This is a genomic window from Microbacterium sp. Marseille-Q6648 (assembly GCF_943181415.1).
Lineage (GTDB): Bacteria > Actinomycetota > Actinomycetes > Actinomycetales > Microbacteriaceae > Microbacterium.
The window spans coordinates 1585786-1608346 of record NZ_CALPBZ010000001.1 but is presented as its reverse complement, the minus strand read 5'-3'; the positions used below and the strand labels follow the sequence as shown (position 1 = coordinate 1608346).

At 70.5% G+C, this 22561-nt stretch carries 23 protein-coding genes; 15 read left to right on the top strand and 8 right to left on the bottom strand.

Going from position 1 to position 22561, the window contains the following annotated elements; all coding sequences use genetic code 11:
- Positions 1-424: 424 nt before the first annotated feature.
- Both NFR93_RS07670 and NFR93_RS07665 read left to right on the top strand, forming a co-directional pair.
- On the top strand, positions 425-1003 hold the full coding sequence (locus tag NFR93_RS07670; protein ID WP_251451397.1) for a 4'-phosphopantetheinyl transferase family protein: 579 nt from the start codon (positions 425-427) through the stop codon (positions 1001-1003).
- Between the two features lie 51 nt (positions 1004-1054).
- A complete protein-coding gene (locus NFR93_RS07665; protein WP_251451395.1) occupies positions 1055-1657 on the top strand; it encodes a hypothetical protein in 603 nt (200 codons plus the stop codon).
- 3 nt (positions 1658-1660) lie between these two features.
- On the opposite strand, the gene NFR93_RS07660 is transcribed toward NFR93_RS07665, so the two are convergent.
- The gene (locus tag NFR93_RS07660) at positions 1661-3739 is read right to left on the bottom strand and encodes an NAD(+) synthase (RefSeq protein ID WP_251451393.1); all 2079 of its coding nucleotides are present in this window, start codon (positions 3737-3739) and stop codon (positions 1661-1663) included.
- Between the two features lie 71 nt (positions 3740-3810).
- Here NFR93_RS07660 and NFR93_RS07655 point away from each other — a divergent pair, with 71 nt between their 5' ends.
- From NFR93_RS07655 to NFR93_RS07640, 4 genes are all read left to right on the top strand, one after another.
- Complete coding sequence (locus NFR93_RS07655; protein WP_251451391.1) at positions 3811-7356, top strand: TM0106 family RecB-like putative nuclease; 3546 nt, start codon at positions 3811-3813, stop codon at positions 7354-7356.
- A 25-nt stretch (positions 7357-7381) separates the two neighbouring features.
- The gene (locus tag NFR93_RS07650) at positions 7382-7705 is read left to right on the top strand and encodes a DUF3467 domain-containing protein (RefSeq protein WP_251451390.1); all 324 of its coding nucleotides are present in this window, start codon (positions 7382-7384) and stop codon (positions 7703-7705) included.
- 175 nt (positions 7706-7880) lie between these two features.
- On the top strand, positions 7881-8414 hold the full coding sequence (locus tag NFR93_RS07645) for a hypothetical protein (RefSeq protein ID WP_251451389.1): 534 nt from the start codon (positions 7881-7883) through the stop codon (positions 8412-8414).
- The gene (locus NFR93_RS07640) at positions 8411-9682 is read left to right on the top strand and encodes a type III PLP-dependent enzyme (protein WP_251451388.1); all 1272 of its coding nucleotides are present in this window, start codon (positions 8411-8413) and stop codon (positions 9680-9682) included. The genes NFR93_RS07645 and NFR93_RS07640 overlap by 4 nt, the downstream gene beginning before the upstream one ends.
- Here NFR93_RS07640 and upp read toward each other — a convergent pair.
- A complete protein-coding gene (upp, locus tag NFR93_RS07635; protein WP_251451387.1) occupies positions 9667-10299 on the bottom strand; it encodes a uracil phosphoribosyltransferase in 633 nt (210 codons plus the stop codon). The genes NFR93_RS07640 and upp overlap by 16 nt on opposite strands.
- Positions 10300-10367: 68 nt before the next feature.
- On the opposite strand from upp, the gene NFR93_RS07630 reads away from it, so the two are divergent.
- Positions 10368-10799: a nucleoside deaminase gene (locus NFR93_RS07630; RefSeq protein WP_251451576.1), complete on the top strand. Its 432-nt coding sequence runs from the start codon at positions 10368-10370 to the stop codon at positions 10797-10799.
- 6 nt (positions 10800-10805) lie between these two features.
- Here the strand turns inward: NFR93_RS07630 and NFR93_RS07625 are convergent, their stop codons facing one another.
- Genes NFR93_RS07625 through NFR93_RS07615 form a run of 3 tightly spaced genes read right to left on the bottom strand, consistent with a single transcriptional unit; the run spans position 10806 to position 13897 of the window.
- Complete coding sequence (locus NFR93_RS07625; protein WP_251451386.1) at positions 10806-11735, bottom strand: LLM class F420-dependent oxidoreductase; 930 nt, start codon at positions 11733-11735, stop codon at positions 10806-10808.
- Positions 11736-11770: 35 nt separating this feature from the next.
- Positions 11771-12736: a cation diffusion facilitator family transporter gene (locus NFR93_RS07620; protein WP_251451385.1), complete on the bottom strand. Its 966-nt coding sequence runs from the start codon at positions 12734-12736 to the stop codon at positions 11771-11773.
- Positions 12737-12784: 48 nt separating this feature from the next.
- Positions 12785-13897 carry an alpha/beta fold hydrolase gene (locus NFR93_RS07615; RefSeq protein ID WP_251451383.1) on the bottom strand — a complete coding sequence of 371 codons (1113 nt, stop codon included), beginning with the start codon at positions 13895-13897 and terminating at the stop codon, positions 12785-12787.
- A 115-nt stretch (positions 13898-14012) separates the two neighbouring features.
- Here NFR93_RS07615 and proC point away from each other — a divergent pair, with 115 nt between their 5' ends.
- From proC to NFR93_RS07600, 3 genes are read left to right on the top strand one after another with little or no spacing between them, the layout of a single operon-like run.
- Positions 14013-14852 carry a pyrroline-5-carboxylate reductase gene (proC, locus tag NFR93_RS07610; RefSeq protein ID WP_251451382.1) on the top strand — a complete coding sequence of 280 codons (840 nt, stop codon included), beginning with the start codon at positions 14013-14015 and terminating at the stop codon, positions 14850-14852.
- 58 nt (positions 14853-14910) lie between these two features.
- Complete coding sequence (locus tag NFR93_RS07605) at positions 14911-16275, top strand: TrkH family potassium uptake protein (RefSeq protein ID WP_251451381.1); 1365 nt, start codon at positions 14911-14913, stop codon at positions 16273-16275.
- Positions 16268-16963 carry a potassium channel family protein gene (locus tag NFR93_RS07600; RefSeq protein WP_251451379.1) on the top strand — a complete coding sequence of 232 codons (696 nt, stop codon included), beginning with the start codon at positions 16268-16270 and terminating at the stop codon, positions 16961-16963. Before NFR93_RS07605 ends, NFR93_RS07600 begins: the two co-directional genes overlap by 8 nt.
- 2 nt (positions 16964-16965) lie before the next feature.
- On the opposite strand, the gene NFR93_RS07595 is transcribed toward NFR93_RS07600, so the two are convergent.
- Both NFR93_RS07595 and NFR93_RS07590 read right to left on the bottom strand, forming a co-directional pair.
- Positions 16966-17637, bottom strand: coding sequence for a potassium channel family protein (locus tag NFR93_RS07595; RefSeq protein WP_251451377.1), 672 nt, complete (start codon positions 17635-17637; stop codon positions 16966-16968).
- Positions 17630-19069 (bottom strand): TrkH family potassium uptake protein, encoded by a 1440-nt coding sequence (locus NFR93_RS07590; protein ID WP_251451375.1) that lies wholly within the window; start codon positions 19067-19069, stop codon positions 17630-17632. The genes NFR93_RS07595 and NFR93_RS07590 overlap by 8 nt, the downstream gene beginning before the upstream one ends.
- A 69-nt stretch (positions 19070-19138) precedes the next feature.
- Here NFR93_RS07590 and NFR93_RS07585 point away from each other — a divergent pair, with 69 nt between their 5' ends.
- From NFR93_RS07585 to NFR93_RS07570, 4 genes are all read left to right on the top strand, one after another.
- Positions 19139-19546 carry an ArsR/SmtB family transcription factor gene (locus NFR93_RS07585; RefSeq protein ID WP_251451373.1) on the top strand — a complete coding sequence of 136 codons (408 nt, stop codon included), beginning with the start codon at positions 19139-19141 and terminating at the stop codon, positions 19544-19546.
- Positions 19547-19653: 107 nt separating this feature from the next.
- Entirely contained in the window at positions 19654-19845 is a 192-nt protein-coding gene (locus NFR93_RS07580) for a helix-turn-helix domain-containing protein (protein ID WP_019182077.1), read from the top strand.
- A gap of 84 nt (positions 19846-19929) precedes the next feature.
- A complete protein-coding gene (locus tag NFR93_RS07575; protein WP_003792170.1) occupies positions 19930-20028 on the top strand; it encodes a 30S ribosomal protein bS22 in 99 nt (32 codons plus the stop codon).
- A gap of 104 nt (positions 20029-20132) precedes the next feature.
- Positions 20133-20387, top strand: coding sequence for a glutaredoxin family protein (locus tag NFR93_RS07570; protein WP_251451371.1), 255 nt, complete (start codon positions 20133-20135; stop codon positions 20385-20387).
- 4 nt (positions 20388-20391) lie between these two features.
- Here the strand turns inward: NFR93_RS07570 and aspS are convergent, their stop codons facing one another.
- A complete protein-coding gene (gene aspS, locus NFR93_RS07565; protein ID WP_251451369.1) occupies positions 20392-21732 on the bottom strand; it encodes an aspartate--tRNA(Asn) ligase in 1341 nt (446 codons plus the stop codon).
- A gap of 98 nt (positions 21733-21830) precedes the next feature.
- Between aspS and NFR93_RS07560 the strand changes: the two genes are divergently transcribed.
- Positions 21831-22538 carry a DedA family protein gene (locus NFR93_RS07560; protein ID WP_251451367.1) on the top strand — a complete coding sequence of 236 codons (708 nt, stop codon included), beginning with the start codon at positions 21831-21833 and terminating at the stop codon, positions 22536-22538.
- Positions 22539-22561 lie beyond the last annotated feature (23 nt).

Sequence of the window (22561 nt, the reverse complement as noted above, 5' to 3'; positions counted from 1 at the left end):
TCCGCGTTCTGGTACCCGGTCGTGACGGCGATGACCGTGCCCTACGACTTCTGGCACGCGCACATCTGGCTCCCCGGCTGGGCCTGAGCCCGGGCACCGGCACGGCGCGTGAGGTCGCGGCGGGCGGGCCGGTGTGCTGCACGGGTCGGGGGGCCGCGCGCGGGCGGCTCAGGCGGGCGGCGGCCCGGGTGCCGCGGCGCGGGCCCCGCGCGGGGGCGCGGCATTCCGGGCCGGCGGCCGCGACCGAGCCGGCCGGCTCGGACTGACGCGCCCCTGCGCGGGGCTCCGGATTCCCCCACCCGGAGCCCCGCGCTCGCGCGTCCGCCCGGGGACGCGGGCGGGGTGGTTCCGGGCACCTGCGCGGTTCGCCATGATGAGAGGGCACCGCCCCGCATCCGGGAACCGCGTTCAGGAAGAGGTCGTCATGGAATCCGTGCTGCTGGACACCCCGGCGGGAATCGCTGCGCGGCTGGGCTGGGACCCCCGTATGAGCGAGCACGATCGCAAGCGGATGCTGGCGAAGCAGCTCGTGGCCTCCCACCTCGGGGTCGAGCCTGCGGCGGTGCGTGTGGAGCGCGAATCGCCGGCGCAGTTCGGATTCCACACCGAGCTGTTCGCCGAGGTCGACGGGGCCGAGGTGCCGGTGCGGATCAAGAACACCAGCTTCCGCGGCGCCACGGTCGTCGCGATCGCCGACCCGGCCGTCCCACTGGGGATCGACCTGCGCGACGCGTCGCCGGACGACGGGCAGCTGCGCGAGATGCGGCGGCACTCGCACCTGCTCGACGAAGCAGATGTGCCGACCCTGCTGGCGCACTGGACGCGGGTGCAGGCGGTGCTCGAGGCGGACGGGCGCGGCGCCCGCGTGAAGCCCGACCACGTGCGCCTGGACGCGCCGCTGAAGAAGGGCTGGGTGCCCGATCGTCGCGTCTCGTACCGGCTGGCCGACCTGTCCCGGGACGGCTGGATCATCACCCTCGCGTACGGCGCGATCCCGGCCTGACACCCCGTCGAACGTCATGCGCCCGAAACGGCTGCGGTCGTACGCTGGAGCATGGAGTACACCGCAGCCGCAGCACCGTTCACTCCCGCGGGAACCGTCGTCGCGATCGTCGGCGACGGAGCCGCGGACGCCCTCGACGCACTCTCGGGCATACCGGGCGTCGAGACCCTCGCCCTGCACGACGACGAGCCGGCACTCGGCGCCCGCCGCATCGCGGCATCGCTCTCGCCGTGGGTCGTGCACGACGCGGATCCCCTGATCCACGTCGCTGCGGCGTGGGTGGAGCTGTATGAGGAGCGCTCGACGCTCGGCGCCCTCGATGTCGAGATCGAGACGGCGCTGTCGCGCTTCGGCGCAGGTGAGGCCATCATGCCCGACTACTACGTCGTGCTGGACGCGTCCTCGGCCGACGAGACGTGGCGCCACTGGTGGTGCGGAGCCCTCGGCTATCGCGCTCCGCGTCGGGTGCTGCCCGTCGACGCGCCCGCGAGCGGCACCGCGACGGCGATCCGGCGGCTGCTGACCAGCCTGCCGTCGTCGCGCCCCTGGCCCGATCCGGGGACGTGGCTGCCGGGTCTGGCGTTCGAGATCCCCGACCGCGTCGGCGTGCGCGACACCGCTGCGCGACCGCGCGGAGCCGCTTCGACGGGCTGAGGCTCAGTCCTCGACGAGCTCGGGGAGGGCGGCCTTCAGCTCGGCCAGCCACGCGTTGGCATTGCCGTCCGACGGCGCGCGCCAATCGCCGCGCGGCGACAGCGAGCCCGCGGCCGTCACCTTCGGGCCGTTCGGTATCGCGGAGCGCTTGAACTGGGCGAAGGCGAAATAGCGTCTCAGGAAGACCTGCAGCCAGCGGACGACGGTCGGCAGGTCGTACGCGTAGCGGTCGTCGGCGGGGAATCCGGGCGGCCACGCGCCGGCATCCTGGTCACGCCACGCATGGGCGGCGAGGAAAGCGATCTTCGACGGCCGCATCCCGTAGCGCAGCACGTGGAAGAGAGTGAAGTCGTGCAGGGCGTACGGGCCGAGGCGGTCCTCGGTGGACTGGATCTCGCCGTCCTCGCCGACGGGCACCAGTTCGGGCGAGATCTCGGTGTCGAGCACCGATTGCAGCACCTCGCGCGCGCGCTCGGACAGCTGGGTCGAACCCTCGCCGCCCTCCCGATGGCTGATGACCCACCGGATCAGGTGCTGGATGAGGGTCTTGGGCACGCCGGTGTTGACGGCGTAGTGGCTCATGTGGTCGCCCACGCCGTACGTCGCCCAGCCGAGGGCGAGCTCGGACATGTCGGAGGTGCCGATCACCAGGCCGCCGTTGTGATTGGCGAGACGGAACAGGAAATCGGTGCGGATCCCGGCCTGCACGTTCTCGAAGGTGATGTCGTGCACCGGCTCGCCGTCCGAGAACGGATGGTCGATGCCGCGGAGGATCTCGGTGGCGGCGGGGCGGATGTCGATCGTCTCGATCGTCGCCCCTACCGCCTCCGCGATCGCGATCGCGTTGGACTTCGTATGGTCGCTGGTGGCGAACCCCGGCATCGTGTACGCGAGGATGTCGCTGCGCGGACGCCCCAGCCGGTCCATCGCACGGGCGATGACGAGCAGGGCGTGGGTCGAATCGAGGCCCCCGCTCACTCCGATCACGGGCTTCGGGCCGCCGATGGCGCGCAGTCGCTGCACGAGCCCCGACACCTGGATGTTGAACGCCTCGTAGCAGTCCTGCGCCAGCCGGGCGGGGTCGTCCGGCACGAACGGGAAGCGGTCGAGGCTGCGGCGCAGTCCGACGTCGGACGTGGGCGGCTCCACCGCGAAGTGCACGGTGCGGAAGCCGCTCGGGTCGGTGCGCCGGTTGTCGTCGAAGGTCCCCTGCCGCAGCCGGTCCTGGCGCAGGCGATCCAGGTCGACATCGGCGACCGACATCAGGGGGTGCTCGGGGAAGCGTTCGGTCGAGGCCAGCAGGTTGCCCGCCTCGTAGATCATCGTCTGACCGTCCCACGACACGTCGTTGGTGGACTCGCCCGCGCCGGCGGCCGCGTAGGCGTAGGCGGCGAGGCAGCGCAGCGATTGCGCATGGCACAGGTGCGTCCGGTCGTCCGCCCGCGCGATGGTGATGGGGCTGCCGCTGAGGTTCAGCAGCACGGTGGCTCCGGCCAGAGCCGCGCGGGAGGACGGTGGGATGGGGACCCACATGTCCTCGCACACCTCGGCGTGGACGATCAGGCCCGGCACGTCGAGCGCTTCGAAGAGCAGGTCGGGCCCGAACGGCGCCTCGAGATCGCCGACGCGGATGTCCTCACCGGACCGGTCGTCGCCGGGTGCGTACCAGCGGCGCTCGTAGAACTCCCGATAGGTGGGGAGATAGGACTTCGGGGCGACGCCCAGCAGTTCGCCGCGATGGATGACGACGGCGCAGTTGTAGAGACGGTTGCGATGGCGGAGGGGGGCTCCCACCACGAGCATCGGCAGCAGGTCCTCGGACGCCGCGACCAGCCTCTCGACGGCCGACTCGACCGCGTCGAGCACCGGATCCTGCAGCACGAGGTCCTCGATCGCGTACCCGGTCAGGCACAGCTCCGGGAAGACCGCGACGGCGACCGCGTCGTCGTGGCACACCCGCGCGGCGGCGAGCACGGCGTCCGCGTTCGCGGCCGGGTCGGCGATGGTCACGGGCAGAGTGCACGCGGCGATCCGCGCGAATCCGTGCCGGTAGACGTTGTCGAACTCCGGGGTCGTCCTCATGCGCCCAGTCTGTCAGGTGCCGGCCGGGCGGTGTCGGATGCGGCGGCTACTGTCGTTGAGGAAGGGGAGGCATGCGCTACATACCTGAAGAGGGCCGGCTCGTCTGGAGCGCCAGCGACCTCAAAGCCGCCGCGGAATGCGAGTTCGCGTGGCTGCGCGCGATCGACGCCAAGCTCGACCGGGTCGCGGCCGTGGAGGAGCCCGAGGACGCCACGCTGGAGCGCGCCGGTCGTCTCGGCCTGGTCCACGAGCGCCGCGTGCTCGCCGACTATGTGCGGCGCTACGGCGGCGGCGTCGTCGAGGTGCCCGAGACGCGTTCATCGGATGCCGCGGGCATGACCCGCGCCGTGGAGCTCACTCGCGAGGCGCTCGACTCGGACGCCGACGTCGTCTACCAGGCGGCATTCGCCACCGAGGGGTTCGTCGGCTTCGCTGATTTCCTCGTGCGTGACGAGTCCGGTCGCTGGATCGTGCAGGACACCAAGCTCGCCCGGCACGCCCGGGTGACCGCCCTCATGCAGCTCGCGGCATACGTCGATCAGCTCGACGTGTCCGGCGTCCCCCGCTCCGATCGCGTCGAGCTCCTCCTCGGGGACGGCAGTCTGAGCACCCATCGCGTCGACGACCTCATGCCCGTGTTCGCGCTGCGTCGCGCCCGCCTGCACGCGCTCATCGCGGATCGGCGGCTGGACCTGCGCGCCGGCGGCCCGGCGATCGCGTGGGGTGACGATCGCGGCGATCTCGCCGTCGTCGCCTGCGGTCGCTGCGCCACGTGCGACCTCGAGGTCGCCGCGCACCGCGACCTGCTGCTGGTCGCCGGCATCCGCCCCACGCAGCGCGAGCGGCTGCGCCGCGCCGGAGTCGAGACCATCGACGACCTGGCAGCCGCGACGACGGGCCCCGCGGGCATGAACCACGACACGTTCGCGATGCTGCGCACCCAGGCCCGGCTGCAGCTCGAGAGTCCGGCGGGCATCCCCGTGCCTCCCGATCCCGGCGCCGACGACGCGGCCGAGCCGCCGGTGCCGACGTTCGACGTCGTCGCTCCGACCGCGCTGGGCGCTCTTCCCCGGCCGGATCACGGCGACCTCTTCTTCGACTTCGAGGGCGATCCGCTGTACACCGAGCCGCCGGCCGCCGGTGCCGAGACCCGGTGGGGGATCGACTATCTGTTCGGCTGGGTCGACAGCCGTGAGCAGTACAGCGCCCTGTGGGCTCATTCCTTCGCCGATGAGAAGGCGGCCCTCGAGGCCTTCCTCGACATCGTCGCGCTGCGTCGGGAGCAGCATCCGGGAATGCACATCTACCACTACGCGCCGTACGAGCCGACGCACCTGCTGGCGATGGCTGCCCGCTACGGCGTCCGCGAAGCCGATGTGGACCGCCTGCTGCGGGACGGCGTCTTCGTCGACCTGTATCCGATCGTGCGTCGCGCGCTGCGGGTCGGCTCGCGGTCCTACTCGATCAAGAAGCTCGAGCCCCTCTACATGGGCGCCGAGGTGCGTACGAGCGACGTGCAGAAGGGCGACGACTCCATCGTGCGCTACGTCGAGGCCCGTGCGCTGGCCGAGGACGGCCGCGCCGACGACGCGCAGCGCATCTTCGACGACCTGGCCGACTACAACCGCTACGACTGCGTCTCGACGCGGCGGCTGCGGGATTGGCTGGTCGACCGCGCCCGCGAGGCGGGGCTCCGGCCCTCGCCGAACCCCGTTCCCGACGATGCGTCGTACGAGCCGTCGCCGCGAGCGCTTCAGCTCGCGGGGCTCGCGACCGGGCATCCCGACGACGCGCCCGAGGCGCGCTGCCTGCGCCTGGGTGCGGCGGCGATCGACTACTACCCGCGCGAGGCCAAGTCGTTCTGGGCGACGCATTTCCTGCGGCTGCGCGAGCCCCTGTCGCTGTGGGAGGAGACCCGCGACGTCGTGACGGTCGAGGCCGCGCGATCGCGTGTCGTCGAGGACTGGCACCTGCCCGAGAGCGGGCGCGGGGGGATGCGGCGCATCGTCGAGATCCGCGGCGAGCTCGCGCCCGGCACCCGTCTGAGCGAGGGCGCATCGCCGTTCGCGCTGTACGAGCTCCCCGCCCCGTTCCCGTTCGAGGCCGACCCGCGGTGGATCCACGCCTACCGGTCGGTGGCCGTCCGCGAGGTTCTCGACGACGGCGCGGTGATCGAGGAGACGGCCGTCGACGGCATGACGTGGACCGATCTTCCCCTCGCCCTCACCCCGGCGGCACCGCCGCGCGCAGGCAATCAGCAGGCCGCCATCGACGCGTGGGCGGACGCCGTGATCGCGGGCGGCGACACCCTCCCCGAAGACCCCGCGACCGACATCCTGTGCCGTCGCACGCCGCGACGGACCGGTCTGGCCCCGGGCGGTCCCGTGGTCGCCGCCGCCGGTGACGACGTCGCGGCGATCGTCGAGGCAGTGCGCGACCTCGACCGCAGCTACCTGGCGGTGCAGGGCCCGCCCGGCACCGGCAAGACGTTCGTCGGCTCGCACGTGGTCGCCCGCCTGGTCAACGAGCACGGTTTCAAAGTGGGCGTGGTCGCGCAGTCGCACGCGGTCGTGGAGCACATGCTCGACCGCATCGTCGCCGCCGGCGTCTCCCCGCAGCAGGTCGCCAAGGCGCCCAAGGATGCCGCGACCGCCGCCGCGGTGGCGTTCACGGCCATCCCCAAGAACGGGGTGGCCGCTTTCACCGCCGAGCACCCCGAGGGCTTCGTCGTGGGAGGCACGGCGTGGGACTTCAGCCACGAGGCGCGCATCCCGCGCGGAAGCCTGGACCTGCTCGTCATCGACGAGGCCGGGCAGTTCTCGCTCGCCTCGACGGTGGCGGTGTCGCTGTCCGCGACGCGCCTGCTGCTGCTGGGCGATCCCCAGCAGCTGCCGCAGGTCAGTCAGGGAACCCATCCCGAGCCCGTGGACACCTCGGCTCTCGCGTGGGTGATGGACGGCGAGGACGTCATCCCGCCCGAGCGCGGCCATTTCCTCGCGCGCACGTGGCGTATGCACCCCGACGTCGCTCGTCCGGTGTCGAGGCTGTCGTACGGCGGAGAGCTGCGCGCCCACCCCGTCACGGCCCTGCGCCGGATCGAGGGCGCGACCGCGGGACTGCACCCGGTCCCGGTCCGTCACCGCGGGCGTTCGACGCACGCGCCGGAGGAGGCCGCCGCGGTGGTCTCGCTGGTCCGGGACCTTCTCGGGCGTCCGTGGCATGACGTCGAGGTCGACGAATCCGGCTCACCGCTCCCCGTCGCACCCCGCCCCCTCGCCCAGGACGACCTCATCGTCGTCACGCCGTACAACGCGCAGCAGATGGAGGTGGAAGCCGCGCTCACCGAGGCCGGATACGGCGACGTGCGCGTCGGCACCGTCGACCGGTTCCAGGGACAGGAGGCGGCGGTGGCGATCGTGTCCCTCGCCGCATCGTCCGGCAGGGACGCACCACGCGGGCTCGAGTTCCTGCTGCTGCGCAACCGGCTCAACGTCGCGATCTCGCGGGCAGAGCACACCGCCTACCTGATCTACTCGCCGGGGCTGCTCGACGATCTGCCCCGCACCCCTGAGGGTGTCGCCAGGCTCAGCGCCTTCGCACGCCTGGTCGGTGCGTAGACTCCCGCACAACCGAGGAGGAACAATGGCCGACGAGGCGCCACGCCAGTTCGAGATCGACCTGCCGCCCGAGCTCATCGGCGGGGCGTACGCGGACTTCGCGAACGTGTGGCACACCCCGACCGTGTTCGTGATGGACTTCCTCACCCTCGCGAAGCCGCCATCCGAGCACATCGATCCCGAAACGGGTGAGCACCGCACGCTCGTCCCCGCACGCGTGGTCAGCCGTATCCGCATCCCGCCCGAGCAGGTGTTCGAGCTCGCCAAGGCACTCACCCAGCAGCTGGAGTTCTGGGAGCGCGAGACGGGCCGTCGCACTCCGCCGAGCACGCCGCTCGACGAGGAGTAGTCCCCTCCTCAGGCTGTGTCAACCCCGTGTGCGGTGGGAACGGCCGCACGTAATCTTGCCGAGCGTCGTACCGACGCGGGTGCGGTGCTCGTTCGGCGAGGGGCGGGCGCCGCACCGTTTCCCGTGTATCTGCGCCCGCCTTCCCGCCTCTCTCCCAGGGAAGGGAGAGTGCGCGATGAGCAGCATCGACCACCTCATGGACGCCGGCGGTATCGCTGCTCCGTCCCGGCCCCGCCGGGGGATCGGCTTCTGGGTCCGCCGCTACCTGCCGGCAGAGATCGCCGGGACCGTCGGCATGATCGTCGCCGGCGTCGCGGTGACCGGCCTCACCCCCTCGGCCCCGCTCATCGCCCTTGCGGCACTCGTCGGCGAGATCCTCGGGTTCTATCTGGTGCTCGCCGTCACCGTCTACGCGGAGCAGGCACGGACAGCGCCCTCGGTGCGCGCCGCAGTCGCCCGCACCGGGCTGCTGCTGGCGGCGGAATGCGGAGTGGCCGAGATCCTCGACACCTTCCTCGTGCGTCCCGTCGCGCTGGCCCTCGGCGTCTGGCTGCTCCCCGACCCGGTCTGGGGGCTGCTGGCGGGCAAAGTCGTCGCCGACGCCGTCTTCTACGCCACCGCCGCGGGCGCCTTCACCCTCACCGAACGCACCGGACTGCGCGCTCTCCGCGCCGCCGTCCCCGTCACGCTGCGGGAGGACGCATCATGAGCGCGTCGCCGCTGCCGCGCCCGTCCGACCTGATCGCACGGCGCCGCGCCGAGGTCGCCGAGCTGCTGGCGACCGATGCCGCACAGGCGGCTCTGGCCATCCACGGGACGCCGCTGCTGCTGCTGGACACCGCGCGGGTCGAGCGGCAGTTCCGCCGGCTGCGTGACGCGCTTCCTTTCGTCCGCTTCCACTACGCCGTCAAGGCGCTCGATCATCCCGCCGCCCTCGCCGTCCTCGACCGGGCGGGGTGCGGATTCGACGTCGCGACGAGCGAGGAGCTCGCGCTGCTGGTCGACGGGTCGGTCGACACCGCGCGCATCATCCACACCCATCCGATCAAGAAGCCCGCCGAGATCGAGCACGCGCTCGCCGTCGGGGTGCGCACGTTCGTCGTCGACAACGACGCGGAACTGGCGAAGTTCTCTCGCGCGCCCCGCGACGTCCGGCTTCTGGTGCGCCTGGCCTACCGCAATCCGCACGCGAAGAGCGACCTGTCCAGCAAGTTCGGCGTGGGTTTCCACGAAGCCGAACGGCTCGTCCGCGAGGCGCGTCGTCGCGGCATCCGCGTCGGCGGATTCAGCTTCCATGTGGGCAGTCAGCTCGACGATCCGGACCGCTTCGTCCACGCGGTCGACGAGACGATCGCGTTCATGTCGCGCCTCGAGCACCAGCTCCGCGTCAGCTTCGACACCCTCGACATCGGCGGCGGGTTTCCGGTCGGATACGACCGCGATGTCGCCGGCATCGAAGACATCGCCGCCCGCATCCGCCCCTCACTCGAACGCGTGCGCGGGCGCTACACGATCCTGGCCGAGCCCGGACGCATCCTCGTCGCCGAGGCCGCGACGCTCGTGACCAGCGTGATGGGCATCGCCGAACGGGCCGACGGGCGCTGGTACTACCTTGACGACGGCGTGTACGGCGCGTACTCGAACGTGGTCGCCGAGGACGTGCACCCGCTGGTCTTCGCCGTGGCTGAGCTCGACGGCGACGCCGAGCAGGCCACCCACCGATGGGCGACGCTGGCGGGGCCCACGTGCGATTCGGCCGACGTGATCGCCCGCGAGATGCTGCTGCCGGACCTGCGCGTCGGCGATCTGCTGGCGAGCCCGGCGATGGGGGCCTACACCGCCGTCACGTCGACCCGTTTCAACGGACGCCCGCTGACATCGATCGCCGTACTGTCGCAGGCGCCCGCCACCGGCGAGGTCGCGATCCCCGCGGCGACGTCCGGCGTCGGCGGGCCGCAGCCTCAGACGGTGCCGTAGAGCCGGTCGCCGGCGTCGCCGAGACCGGGCACGATGTAGCCCTTCTCGTTCAGGCGCTCGTCCATCGCGCCGAGGACGAGGGTGACGTCGCGGTCGCCGATCTGCTTCTCGATGGCGGCGACGCCCTCGGGTGCGCCGAGCAGGCAGATGGCGGTGACGTCCTGCGCGCCGCGGGCGAACAGGAAGTCGATCGCCGCCCCGAGCGATCCGCCGGTGGCGAGCATCGGGTCGAGCACGAAGCACTGCCGGTCGCTCAGGTCGTCGGGGAGACGCTCGGCATAGGTCGACGGTTCGAGCGTCTCTTCGTTGCGCACCATCCCGAGGAATCCGACCTCGGCGGTGGGGATCAGCTTGACCATGCCCTCGAGCATGCCGAGCCCCGCCCGCAGGATGGGGACGACGAGGGGCCTCGGCTCGCTGATCTTGACCCCCGTGGTCTCGGTCACCGGGGTCTGGATCCGGATCGGCGATACCCGCACCGAGCGCGTGGCCTCGTAGGCGAGGAGCGTGACGAGCTCCTCGGTGAGCTGGCGGAAGACCGGCGAGGTGGTGCGCTGGTCGCGCAGCACCGTCAGCTTGTGGGTGATGAGGGGGTGGTCGGCGACGTGCAGGCGCATAGGTCCCAGAGTAGTCGCTGGCGTCCTACGCTCGTGAGGTGAGCATCGACCCGGCGGACGCGCGCGCGATGGAGCGCGCTCTGCAGCTCGCCGCCGAAGCGGGTGCCGACGGCGACGTGCCCGTGGGCGCCGTGGTCGCGGATGCCGCGGGCCGGCCGATCGGCGAGGGACGGAACCTCCGTGAGGCGCACCACGACCCGACGGCGCACGCCGAGGTCATCGCGCTCCGGGCGGCTGCCGCCGCGACAGGTTCGTGGAACCTCGAGGGATGCACCCTCGTGGTGACGCTGGAGCCGTGCCTCATGTGCGCGGGAGCGCTGCTGCAGGCCCGGATCTCGCGCGTGGTCTTCGGCGCCTGGGACGACAAGGCAGGGGCGGTCGGGTCGATGTACGACGTGGTCCGCGACCGCCGGCTGCCGGTTCGCGCCGAGGTGATCGGCGGGGTGCGCGCCGAGGCGGCGACCCAGCTGCTGAAGGACTTCTTCGCTGACCGCCGCTGACCGCCGTCACCGGGCGGTCAGGCCCAGAACGTCCTCGCCGAGGAAGGCCACCTGACCGGGATCCCGCAGATCCATGAGCTGCAGGTAGACGCGGTCGGCGCCGAGAGCGCGCAGGCGCTCCACCTTGTCGCGGATCTGGTCCGCGCCGCCGACGATGTTCACCTCGTTGCGGAGGTCGCCGACCTCGCGTCCGATCGCGGCCGCACGCCGGTCGAGCTCGGCCGCCGTCGCGCCGGCGAGCGTGGGAAGGGCGACCGACAGCTTGAGCGTCGAGGGATCGCGGCCCGCCTCCTCGCACGCCCGTCGTACGCCGGCGAACTTCTCGGCGATGACGTGCTCGGGCTGGAAGCCGATGTTGAACTCGGTGGCGAACCGGGCGGCCAGCTCGGGGGTGCGTCGTGGCCCGGCGCCGCCCACGATGACCGGGATGCGGGACTGCACGGGCTGCGGGAGCGCTGGAGCGGCATCCAGTCGGTAATGCGCACCCTCGAAGCTGTACGTGTCATCCGGCGGCGTCGACCACAGTCCCGTGATGAGCTGCAGCTGCTCCTCGAGGAGGTCGAACCGGCGGGAGGGGAAGGGTATGCCGTACGCGAGATGCTCGCGCTCGAACCACCCCGTGCCCAACCCGAGCTCGACGCGCCCGTTCGACATGGCGTCGACCTGCGCGACCTGGATGGCGAGGATCCCGGGCACGCGGTACGTCACCGACGACACCAGCGTCCCGAGACGGATGCGCGAGGTCTCGCGTGCCAGCCCGGCGAGGGTGGTCCAGGCATCCGTGGGCCCGGGCAGCGGATCCCCGTCGCCCATGCGCAGGTAGTGGTCGGAGCGGAAGAATCCGGTGAAGCCGGTGCGCTCCGCCGTGCGGGCGAACTCCAGCTGGTCGTCGTAGCTCGCGCCCTGCTGGGGCTCGGTGAAGATGCAGTATTCCATCGCGCTCGTCTTCCGTGGTGGTCCGTGCTCGCCGCTCAGTCCGCCGACCGGATGACGAACTGCTCGGTGGAGGGGCGGGGGTCGTCGCCGGCGCGGTGCACATCCGGCTCGAGGTAGATGACCCGGGCCGCGGGGACGGCGGAGCGGACGCGGCGCTCGACGGCGTCGATCCAGGCGGCGACCTCGGCGAACGCCGCGTCCGGGGGGAAGGCGACCTTCGCGGCGACCATCAGCTCGTCCGGACCGAGGTACAGCGTCTTGATGTGGATGATGCGGCTCACCTCCGGGCCGTCCTCGATGGCGGCCACGATGCGTCGATGATCGCCCTCGGTGGCGCCCTCGCCGACGAGGAGGCTCTTGGTCTCGATGCCCAGGGCGATGGCGACGAGGATCAGCAGGGTGCCGATCATGAGCGTGCCGATCGCGTCGAAGAGCGGATCGCCGGTGAGGACGGCGAGTCCGACGCCGAGGAGCGCGAAGACGAGGCCGGTGAGGGCGGCGATGTCCTCGAGGAGGACGACCGGCAGTTCCGGTGCCTTGGCACGGCGCACGAACGACACCCAGGACTGGCCCTTCTCCCGCACGAGATTGCTCTCTCGCACCGCCGTCCGCAGCGAGAACGACTCCAGGACGATGGCCACGACCAGCACCCCGATCGGCACCCACGCGTTCGTGATCTCGTGCGGGTGGGTGAGCTTGTCGATGCCCTCGTAGATCGAGAACAGCCCGCCGACCGAGAAGAGGATGATCGCGACGACGAACGCGTACACATAGCGCTCCCGGCCGTAGCCGAACGGGTGATCGCGGTCGGCCTTCTGCTTCGCGCGGCGTCCGCCCAGCAGCAGAAGCAGCTGGTTGCCCGCGTCGGCGACGGAGTGGATCGCCTCGGCCAGCATCGACGCCGATCCCGAAAGGAACCACGCGACGAACTTCGCCAGAGCGATGCCCAGGTTCGCCAGGAACGCCGCGATGATCGCCTTGCCGCCGCCCGTTGCACTCATGCGGTCGAGTCTAGGGATGCCGCCTCCCGCGCACGCGGGGCTTGACGGTCAGTCGGCGGAGCGCAGAATGATGGCCTCGGTCGGGGGCGCGGGGTTCTGAGCGTGGCCGATGTAGCCGATGAGCTCGAGCAGGGCGTGCCGGAACTCGGCGGGACGCTCGAGGTGCGGCGAGTGCCCGACGCCTTCCAGCGCCACCTCGGTGACACTCCCGCCCGCTGCCCGGTACGCCTCGAGCACGTCGCGGGTCTGCGACACCATCTCCTGAGCGGGCGCGATGTCGGCGCCGGGCCAGCCGGGCACGATCTGCAGGGCCCCGAGGTGGTTGAGGTCGAAGAACGACGCGTCCGAGACGATCGCGTCGGCGGTGCCGTGGATCCACAGCACCGGGGGCTTGTCATCGAGGTCGACGATCCCCGACACGTCGAAGTAGCGGGGCGCCATCGTGTTGAGGACGCCGATGCCGCCCGCGCCGAAGCCCGGCCAGTTCTTCGATGACACCGCGTCTCCGGGGTAGTTGCCGGTGGCGGTCGAGGTGGAGAGCATCGAAGCGACCCAGACGTCCTCGTGCTCGGTCGTGTAACCGGATGAGACGTATCCCGAGCGGAAGACGCTCCGGGGGGAGGTCGGCGCCTCATCGGTGGTGTCGCCGGCGTTGAGCCGCTCGACGAAGTCGGGGTTGGCGCCGCCGCCGCCGCACCCGGCGTCGTCGTCGGTGAGGCGCGTGCCGTCCCGCCGCGTCCCGCCGAATCCGTAGGGCGAGACCGGAGCCTGCAGCGTCATGCTCAGCACGGGGTGGTCGAGGGCGTACTGCATCACGACGCCGCCACCCATCGACCAGCCGACCAGGTGCGCCGCGGGGATGCCGAGCGCCTCGAGGGTGGCGAAGACGTCGTCGCTGAAGTCGCGCACGCCCCGGGTGGCGTCGATCGGGGCGTGCTCGGTGCCGCCGAAGCCCCTCAGGTCGATCGCCAGGACGCGGAGGTCCGAGGGGAGATCCTGCATGACCTCCTGCCAGAACAGCGACGACGAGACGTTGCCGTGGATGAACACGACCGTCCGCTCGGGCGGCGTGGCGGTGTCATCGCCCTCGCGCTCGAGGACGTTCACGCCGAGACGGGGCGTGTCGATCACTCGCTGCGTGATGCCGTCGAACAGGGTCATGGCCACATCCTCCAGGTTCCGCGCCAGGGCAACGGCGCCGGTGATGACTCGACTATAGACCCGGGCAATGGCGCCGAACCGAGGCTCAGGCGCCCGGCTTCGTAGGATGGTGGCCATGCCCGACGACACCACACTTCCCCGCATCGCGATCCTCGGCGCCGGCTCGATGGGAGGCGCGATCCTGCAGGGACTCGTCGCCTCGGGGGCTGCGCCGGCAGGCGTCACGGTCACCAACCGCACGGCGGCGAAGGCCGACGAGCTCGCCGCCCTGGACGGGGTGACGAGCGTCGCGCTCGAGCGGCATCCGTCGGGGAACGTCGACGCCGTGGCCGACGCCGGCATCGTTCTCATCGGCGTGAAGCCCGCCATGGTGCCGGATCTTCTTCGCGAGATCACTCCGGCCCTGCGGCCGGGAGCGGTCGTGGTGAGTCTGGCCGCCGGGGTGACCATCGCCACGTTCGAGCGGATCCTCGGGCCGGATGCCGTCGTCGTCCGCTCGATGCCGAACACCCCCGCCGTCGTGCGCCAGGCGGTCACCGGCATCGCCGCCGGCAGCCGCGCCGACACGGCCGCGATGGCGCTCGTGCGGCAGCTGTTCGAGACCGTGGGCGCCGTCATCGAGGTTCCCGAGTCGCAGATCGATGCGCTGTCGACCATCTCGGGATCCGGTCCGGCGTACGTCTTCCTGCTGATCGAGCAGCTGACGCGCGCGGCGAGCGCGAAGGGATTCGCGCCGGACGACGCCCGTCTCATGGCGGAGCACACCTTCATCGGGGCTGCGGCGCTGCTGGCGGCATCCGGAGAGGACCCGGCCGAGCTGCGCCGCCGCGTGACGAGCCCCAAGGGCACCACCGAGCGGGCGATCGCCGTGCTGGAGGAGGCGCACCTCGACGAGGTCTTCGGTCGTGCGACGGATGCCGCGCTGGCACGCGCGAGGGAGCTCGCGGCCGGCTGACGGCACCCGACGGCACCCGCTCTTGCGCGGCGGCGCCGGAGGCGTAACATTCTCGATCGTGCTCACACGCGTCGTCGCGCGCACGCGGCGGCGCCGCGTGTTGCGGCTCCATCCCGCCCAGGCGGTCGTCACCGGCTTCGCCGGCGCGATCCTCGCCGGAACCACGCTGCTGGCCCTGCCCATCGCGCGCCGCTCCGGTGAGGTCACCGATTTCTACGATGCGCTGTTCACCGCGGTCTCGGCGGTGTGCGTGACCGGGCTGACCTCGGTGGACACCGCCACGCACTGGAGCCCGTTGGGCCTGGTGGTGATCATGCTGCTCATCCAGCTCGGCGGTCTCGGCATCATGGTCTTCGCCACGCTCATCGGTCTGGTGCTGGCCCGCCGGGTGAGTGTGCGGTCGCGCCTGAACACGGCGGCCGAGACGGATGCCGTCGGTGCGGCCGACGTGCGCCGTGTGGTTCGCGCCATCCTGACCATCTCGCTCGTGGTCGAAGCCGGCGTCTTCGTCGCGATCTTCCCGCGCTTCGTCTGGGCGTACGGATACTCCGTCGGCGAGGCGGCCTGGCACGCGCTCTTCCACGCGGTGTCGTCCTTCAACAATGCGGGGTTCGCGCTGTACAGCGACAACCTCATGGGATTCGCCGCCGACCCCTGGATCTGCCTTCCCATCTGCGCGGCGATCGTGCTCGGCGGACTGGGGTTCCCGGTGCTCATGCAGCTGCGTCGAGAGCTGCGCCGCCCGCTCCACTGGACGATGAACACCCGGCTGGTCCTGACGGTGACCGCTGCGCTGCTGGTGCTGGGCACCGTCTACATCACGGCGCTGGAGTGGTCCAACCCGGACACCCTGGGCGCCTACGACCCCATGGCGCGGCTGCTGATCGGGTTCTTCCATTCGGTGCAGACCCGCACGGCGGGCTTCAACTCGGTGGACATCGGGCTGATGCGCGACGAGACCTGGGTCGGCATGGACGTGCTGATGTTCATCGGCGGCGGGCCGGCCGGCACCGCGGGCGGCATCAAGGTCACCACCTTCGCCGTGCTGTACTTCATCCTCGTGACCGAGCTGCGCGGCGAGGGGGCGGTCAATGTCTTCGGCAAGCGGCTCTCGCGGGCGGTGCACCGCCAGGCGATCGCCGTGGTGCTGATGGCCATCGCGGCCGTGATGGTCGCGGCGGTCGCGCTCATGCTCATCACCGGCCATGCGCTGGACCGCGTGCTGTTCGAGGCGGTGTCGGCGTTCGGCACCGTCGGGCTGTCGACGGGCATCACCTACGACCTGCCCCCGGCGGCGAAGGTGATCCTGTCGCTGTTGATGTTCCTCGGCCGCATCGGGCCGCTGACCCTGGGGTCGGCGCTCGCGCTGCGCGAGCGCCGCGTGCTCTACGAACTCCCGAAAGAAAGGCCCGCCATTGGCTAAGTTCTCGCTCTTCTCCGACACGTCCCGCCGCATCGCCGAGGCGGACTCGGTGGCGGTCATCGGCCTCGGGCGCTTCGGAAGCGCGTTGGCGGAGGAGCTCATGTCCTCGGGGACCGAGGTCCTCGGCATCGATCGCGACGAGGACCTGGTGCAGTCCTTCAACGGCGTGCTGACCCAGGTCGTCCGCGGCGATTCGACGAAGGAGGAGGTCCTGCGCCAACTGGCGGTGGACCAGTTCGATCGGGTGGTCGTGGCCATCGGACACGACGTCCAGGCCTCGATCCTCACCGCGTCCCTCCTGCTGCAGCTGAAGGTGCCGATCATCTGGGCCAAGGCCGAGAACGAGCAGCACGGGCGCATCCTCGAGCAGCTGGGTGTCCACCACGTCATCTATCCCGAGCGCACGATGGGCCGGAGGGTCGCCCATCTCGTCCGCGGTGCCGCGCTGGACTACCTCGAGATCGAGCGGGGGTACTCACTGGCGAAGATCACGGCGCCGAGCTCGGTGCGCGGCATCCCGCTCGGTCAGACCGCCATCCGCCAGAAGCACGGGATCACGGTCGCGGCGGTCGCCTCGGGGCGGGCCGGCTGGCACAACGCCGACAACAGCACCGTCCTCTCGGAAGGCGACAGGATCCTGATCGTCGGTCCGACCGTGAGTGTCGAGGCGTTCGCGCAGCTGCGCTGAGCTCAGCGGTCGAGGGCGGCGAAGCGCTCGATGTCGGAATTCGTGCCCGACACGATGATGAGGTCGTGGTTGGTGACGACGGTCGCCGCCTCGGCGTAGCGGAACGGCTTGCCGGGACTCTTCACGCCCACCACGGTGACGTTGTACTTCGACCGCACGCCCGACTCGTTCAGACCCACGCCACGGATGAACTTCGGCGGATACATCTTGGCCAGCACGAAGTCGTCGTCGAAGCGGATGAAGTCCAGCATGCGCCCGCTCACGAGGTGGGCGACGCGTTCGCCGGCCTCGCGCTCGGGGTAGATGACGTGGTTGGCGCCCACCCGCGCGAGGATCTTGCCGTGCGACTGCGAGACCGCCTTCGCCCAGATCTGCGGGACCTTCAGGTCGACGAGGTTGGCGGTGATGAGCACCGACGCCTCGATCGACGAGCCGACGGCGACCACGGCGACCTGGAAGTCCTGGGCCCCGACCTGCTTGAGGGCCTCGATGTTCTTCGCATCGGCCTGCACGGTGTGCGTGACCCGCTCCGACCACTTCTGCACCAGGTCCAGGCTCTCGTCGATCGCGAGGACCTCGCGATCGAGTCGGTCGAGCTCGCCGGCGCAGGCGGCGCCGAAGCGCCCCAGCCCGATGACCAGGACGGGTGCGTCGCTGCGGATCCGCTCAACCAACGATGGGCCTCTCGACGGGCAGCGAGTAGTGCTGCGAACGGGACGTCGCGGCCACGGCCGCGGCGAGTGTCACTGTACCAATGCGACCCATGAAGATCGTCGCGGCCATGACGTAGACGGCGTGGTCCGGAAGCGCCTCGGTGAGACCGGTCGAGAGCCCCACGGTCCCGAAGGCCGAGATGACGTCGAAGAGCACGTCGGCGATCGGAGCCTTCGTCAGCTGCGCGATCGTGATCGTCGACAGGGCGACGATGGTGGCGCCCCACGCGACGACCGAGAGGGCGACGCGCTGGACGTCGCTCGGGATGCGGCGGCCGAACGCCTCGACCGACGTGCGGCCCTTCGCCTCGGACCAGACGGCCAGGGCGAGGACGGCGAGCGTCGTGACCTTGATGCCGCCGGCGGTGGACGCCGAGCCGCCCCCCACGAACATGAGCATCGACCCCACGACGAGCGACGAGCCGTAGAGCTCGCCGATGTCGACGACCGAGAAGCCTCCCGACCGGGTCATCGCCGAGAGGAAGAAGGCCTGGAACGTGGTGTCCCACGCATCCATCGAGCCGAAGGTGCCGGGGTTGTTGTACTCCAGACCGAGGAAGGCGCCCGCGCCCGCGAAGAACAGGATGACGGTGGCGATGAGGGTGAGCTTGGTGTGCAGCGACCACCGGCCGACGTGCCACACGTGCCGCGACAGCGAGTAGATGACGGGGAAGCCGATGCTGCCGAGGAACACGCCCGCCATCAGCACGGTCAGCAGGAAGTAGTCGTCGGCGAACGGCTCGAGCCCGCCCGGGTTCGGGGTGAAGCCCGTGTTGGTGAACGCCATCGCCGCGTAGAAGGGCGCCTCCCATAGCGCGTCCAGCGGCGAGATCCCCGCCCACACCAGCGACGGGTAGAGCAGCAGCGCGATGACGGCCTCGATGACGAGGGTCGAGAGGGCCACCGTCCGCAGCAGCTGGCCGACCTCGCCGAGCCGGACCGTCTGCCCCTCGTTGACGGGCCCGCCGTGGACGCGCAGCGGATTGGAGTCGCCGGCCGCGATGAGCTTGGCCCGCAGCCCGAGGCGCTTGGAGATCACCAGACCGAGGATCGAGGCGAGCGTCAGCACGCCCATGCCGCCGATGTTCACACCGATGTAGATGATCGTCTTGCCGACGGGCGACCAGTGGGTGGCGGTGTCGACGGTGACGAGGCCGGTGACGCAGATCGTCGAGACGGCGGTGAACAGGGCGTCGGCGAGGGGTGTCTGCCGTCCGCTGGCAGCGGCCGCCGGCAGCGACAGCAGCGCGGTGAAGATCAGGATCAGCGTCGAGAAGATCAGGATCGCGAAGCGCGCGGGGGAGGAGGTGGCGAAGTCCCGGAAGAACTCTCCGGTCGATCGGACGACTGTTCGCCAATGGCGGGGACTCGTCGACGATCTGCTCGTCGCCATTCACCGCTCCCTTGTCGCCGGACTCCGGCCATCATGGTACTCCGGCGGGAGCCCGACTACTCTGAGCACATGGCGGACATCTTCGACGTGATTGCAGACGGCACGCGGCGCGACATCCTTCGACTGCTGCTCGACCGCGCATCCGCCGGAGAGAGAGGCACGAGCGTCTCGCAGATCGTCCACGAGCTGGGCACGAGCCAGCCGACGGTCTCGAAGCATCTCAAGGTGCTGCGCGAGGCGCACCTCGTCTCGGTGCGAGAAGAAGGGCAGCACCGCTACTACAGCCTGTCCGCCGGACCTCTTGACGAGGTGGACGACTGGCTGGTGCCGTTCCTGGGTGAGGGCGCGGACGAGCTCGACCCCGCGGCGGTCACGCTTCCGGAGTCGGCGGCGCACGCCGCCGACGTGGTCGGCCGGGCCGCGGCATCCGCGAAGCACGCGCTCGAGAGCGCGCTGAAGAAGCTTCCCGGTCGCTGAATCGCCGCGCACGGGATCTACCCCATTCGTCACACCTGTCACACGGGTTTACACGCGTCGCCCGGAACCCCTAGAGTGTGCTCACTACCTCTGGGGAAGGGATTGACATGGCGGAGCTGCCTGACGTGCGCTTCCTGACCGTCGCCGAAGTCGCGGAGCTGATGCGCGTGTCGAAGATGACGGTCTATCGACTGGTGCACTCCGGCGAGCTGCCCGCCGTCCGTTTCGGACGGAGCTACCGTGTGCCCGAATCCGCCGTCACCGAGGCCCTGCAACGGCCCATCGCCGACGTCGGCTAGACTGTCCCGAGGCATTTTTCGCATCTGCCCGATCCCGGTCGCGCACGAGACGCGTCCAGACCCCTGACAGTAGTGAGGTTTTCCGTGGGTTCAGTCATCAAGAAGCGCCGCAAGCGCATGGCGAAGAAGAAGCACCGCAAGCTGCTTCGCAAGACTCGCCACCAGCGCCGCAACAAGAAGTAAGCGGCGAACGACACCTAGCGCCCCCGACCGAATAACGGTCGACGGGGGCGCTTCGTGTTTCCGGGGCGGATCCGCCCCGGCGCACCCCGATCTAGGATGCAGGGGTGAGCACGACCATCACCCTCATCGGCAAGGACGGCTGCCACCTCTGCGACGTCGCTCGCGAGATCGTCGAGACCGTGGTCGCCGATCTCCCCGAGGACGCCGTCGATGTGCAGGAGCGGTCGATCCTCGACGACCCGGAGCTCTACGCGCGGTGGTGGGAGAAGATCCCGGTGGTCCTCATCGACGGCGACCTGCACGCGCACTGGCGCGTGTCGGCCGACCGCCTGCGCGAAGCCCTGCAGGCCGCGCGCTGACCCGTCAGGGCGCCAGGCGCGTGGGCCCGCGGAAGAGGTAGGTGACCTCGCGGATCGACGACTCGCCGAGCAGCAGCATCAGCACCCGGGCGAGGCCCATGCCGAAGCCGCCGTGAGGCGGGGCGCCGTAGCGGAAGAAGTCGAAGTAGAAGTCGAGGTGCTCCGGCTCGAGGCCCTTCTCCTTCGCCTGCTCGATGAGCACATCCACCCGGTGCTCGCGCTGCGCGCCCGTGGTGATCTCGACGCCCTTGAACAGCAGGTCGTAGCTCTTGGTGAGCCCGGTCTGCTCGTCGCGCATGTGGTAGAACGCCCGGATCTCCGGGTGATAGTCGGTGATGAAGACGAACTGGTGCCCGTAGGTCTCCTCCACGTGGGCCGCGATCTGCCGCTCGCCCTCGGGATCGAGGTCGCCGTCGGTGCGGGGGATGTCATAGCCGCGGGCCGCGACGATCTCGCGAGCCTCGGCCAGGGGGATGCGCGGGAACGGCACCGCGGGGACGACGACCTCGAAGCCGAACAGCTCCTCGATCTCGGCGCCGTGCTTGTCCTTGACCGCCTGGATCGCCGTCGCGAGCAGTTCCTCCTGCATCGAGGCGACGTCCTCGTGGGAGTCGATCCAGCTGATCTCGGCGTCGATCGAGGTGAACTCAGTGGCGTGCCGGCTCGTGAACGAGGGGTCGGCGCGGAAGGCGGGGGCGATCTCGAAGATCTTGCCGAATCCCGCGACCTGGGCCATCTGCTTGAAGAACTGCGGGCTCTGCGCCAGGTAGGCGGTCTGGTCGTCGAAGTACTCCAGCGAGAACAGCTCGGCGTTCGATTCGGATGCCGAGGCCATGAGCTTGGGGGAGTGCACCTCGATGTAGTCGCGCTCGATCCAGTACGTGCGCATGGCGTGCTCGAGCGTCGTCTGCACGCGGAAGATCAGGTTGTTCCGGCGCTGCCGCAGGTCGAGGAAGCGCCAGTCCATGCGCTTGTCCATGCCGCTGTCTGCGGCGATGGGGGTCTCGGGGAGGGCGACGGCGGCGATGTCGAGCGACGCGATCTTGACCTCGACGCCGCCCAGCTTCACCCGCTCGTCGTGCTTGAGCACACCGGTCACCGTCAGGAACGTGCCGTGGGTGAGGCCCGAGATGGTCTCGGTGAGGGCGAGGGCCGCGGTGTCCTGCTCGGCGCCGTCCTCGGACGGCCGGGTTGCCGGATTGACCAGCTGCACCGCACCGGACTCGTCCCGCAGGATGACGAACTGCACCTTCTTCTGGTCGCGGACCGTTTCGACCCATCCCGAGACGGAGACCGGGCCGTCGGCGAGGTCCTGAAGCTGCTTGACGAGAACGCGTTCACTCACGGGGCCCAAGTCTACGTGTGCGCCTCGGAGGCGATTCACAGGCGCCCGCAACGTGGCGGCACAGGTTTCTGTAACCTGCCTGCCCTATCGTGGCCGCGATGACTGCTCACGCGAACGACAGCTCCTGGCTCGGCGCCATCATGGACTGGACGGTGTCCCTCATGGACGTCGTCGGCGCCCCCGGGGCCGGCATCGCCATCGCGCTCGAGAACCTCTTCCCCCCGCTTCCCAGCGAAGTCGTGCTGCCGATGGCCGGGCTCGCCGCCAGCCGCGGCTCGTTCACGCTGTTCGAGGCGCTGGCGTGGACGACGGCCGGATCGGTCGTCGGGGCGTTCCTGCTCTACGCGATCGGCGCCTGGTTCGGTGTCGAGCGGTTGCGCCGCATCGCCTCCGTCGTGCCGCTGCTGCATCCCGAAGACATCGACCGCACCGTGGACTGGTTCGTCAAGCACGGCGGCAAGGCGGTGTTCTTCGGCCGCATGATCCCGATCTTCCGCAGCCTCATCTCGATCCCCGCGGGCGTGACGCGCATGCCGCTGTGGCGTTTCGGACTCCTCACCACCGCCGGCAGCCTCATCTGGAACACGATCTTCGTGATGGCCGGGTTCCTGCTCGGCGAAGCGTGGCCGATGGTGGAGCCGTACGCAGACGCCCTGCAGTACGCCGTCATCGCCGCCGTCGTGATCGGCGTCGCCTGGTTCGTGTGGGCCCGCACCCGCACCCTCGTCGCAACCGCCCGCGATCGCCGCAGCGGCGCGGGCGAGGACGAGGACGACCGCGAGCTCGCTCCCACGCGCGCGGACTGACGCTCAGCCTGTCCACAGAACCG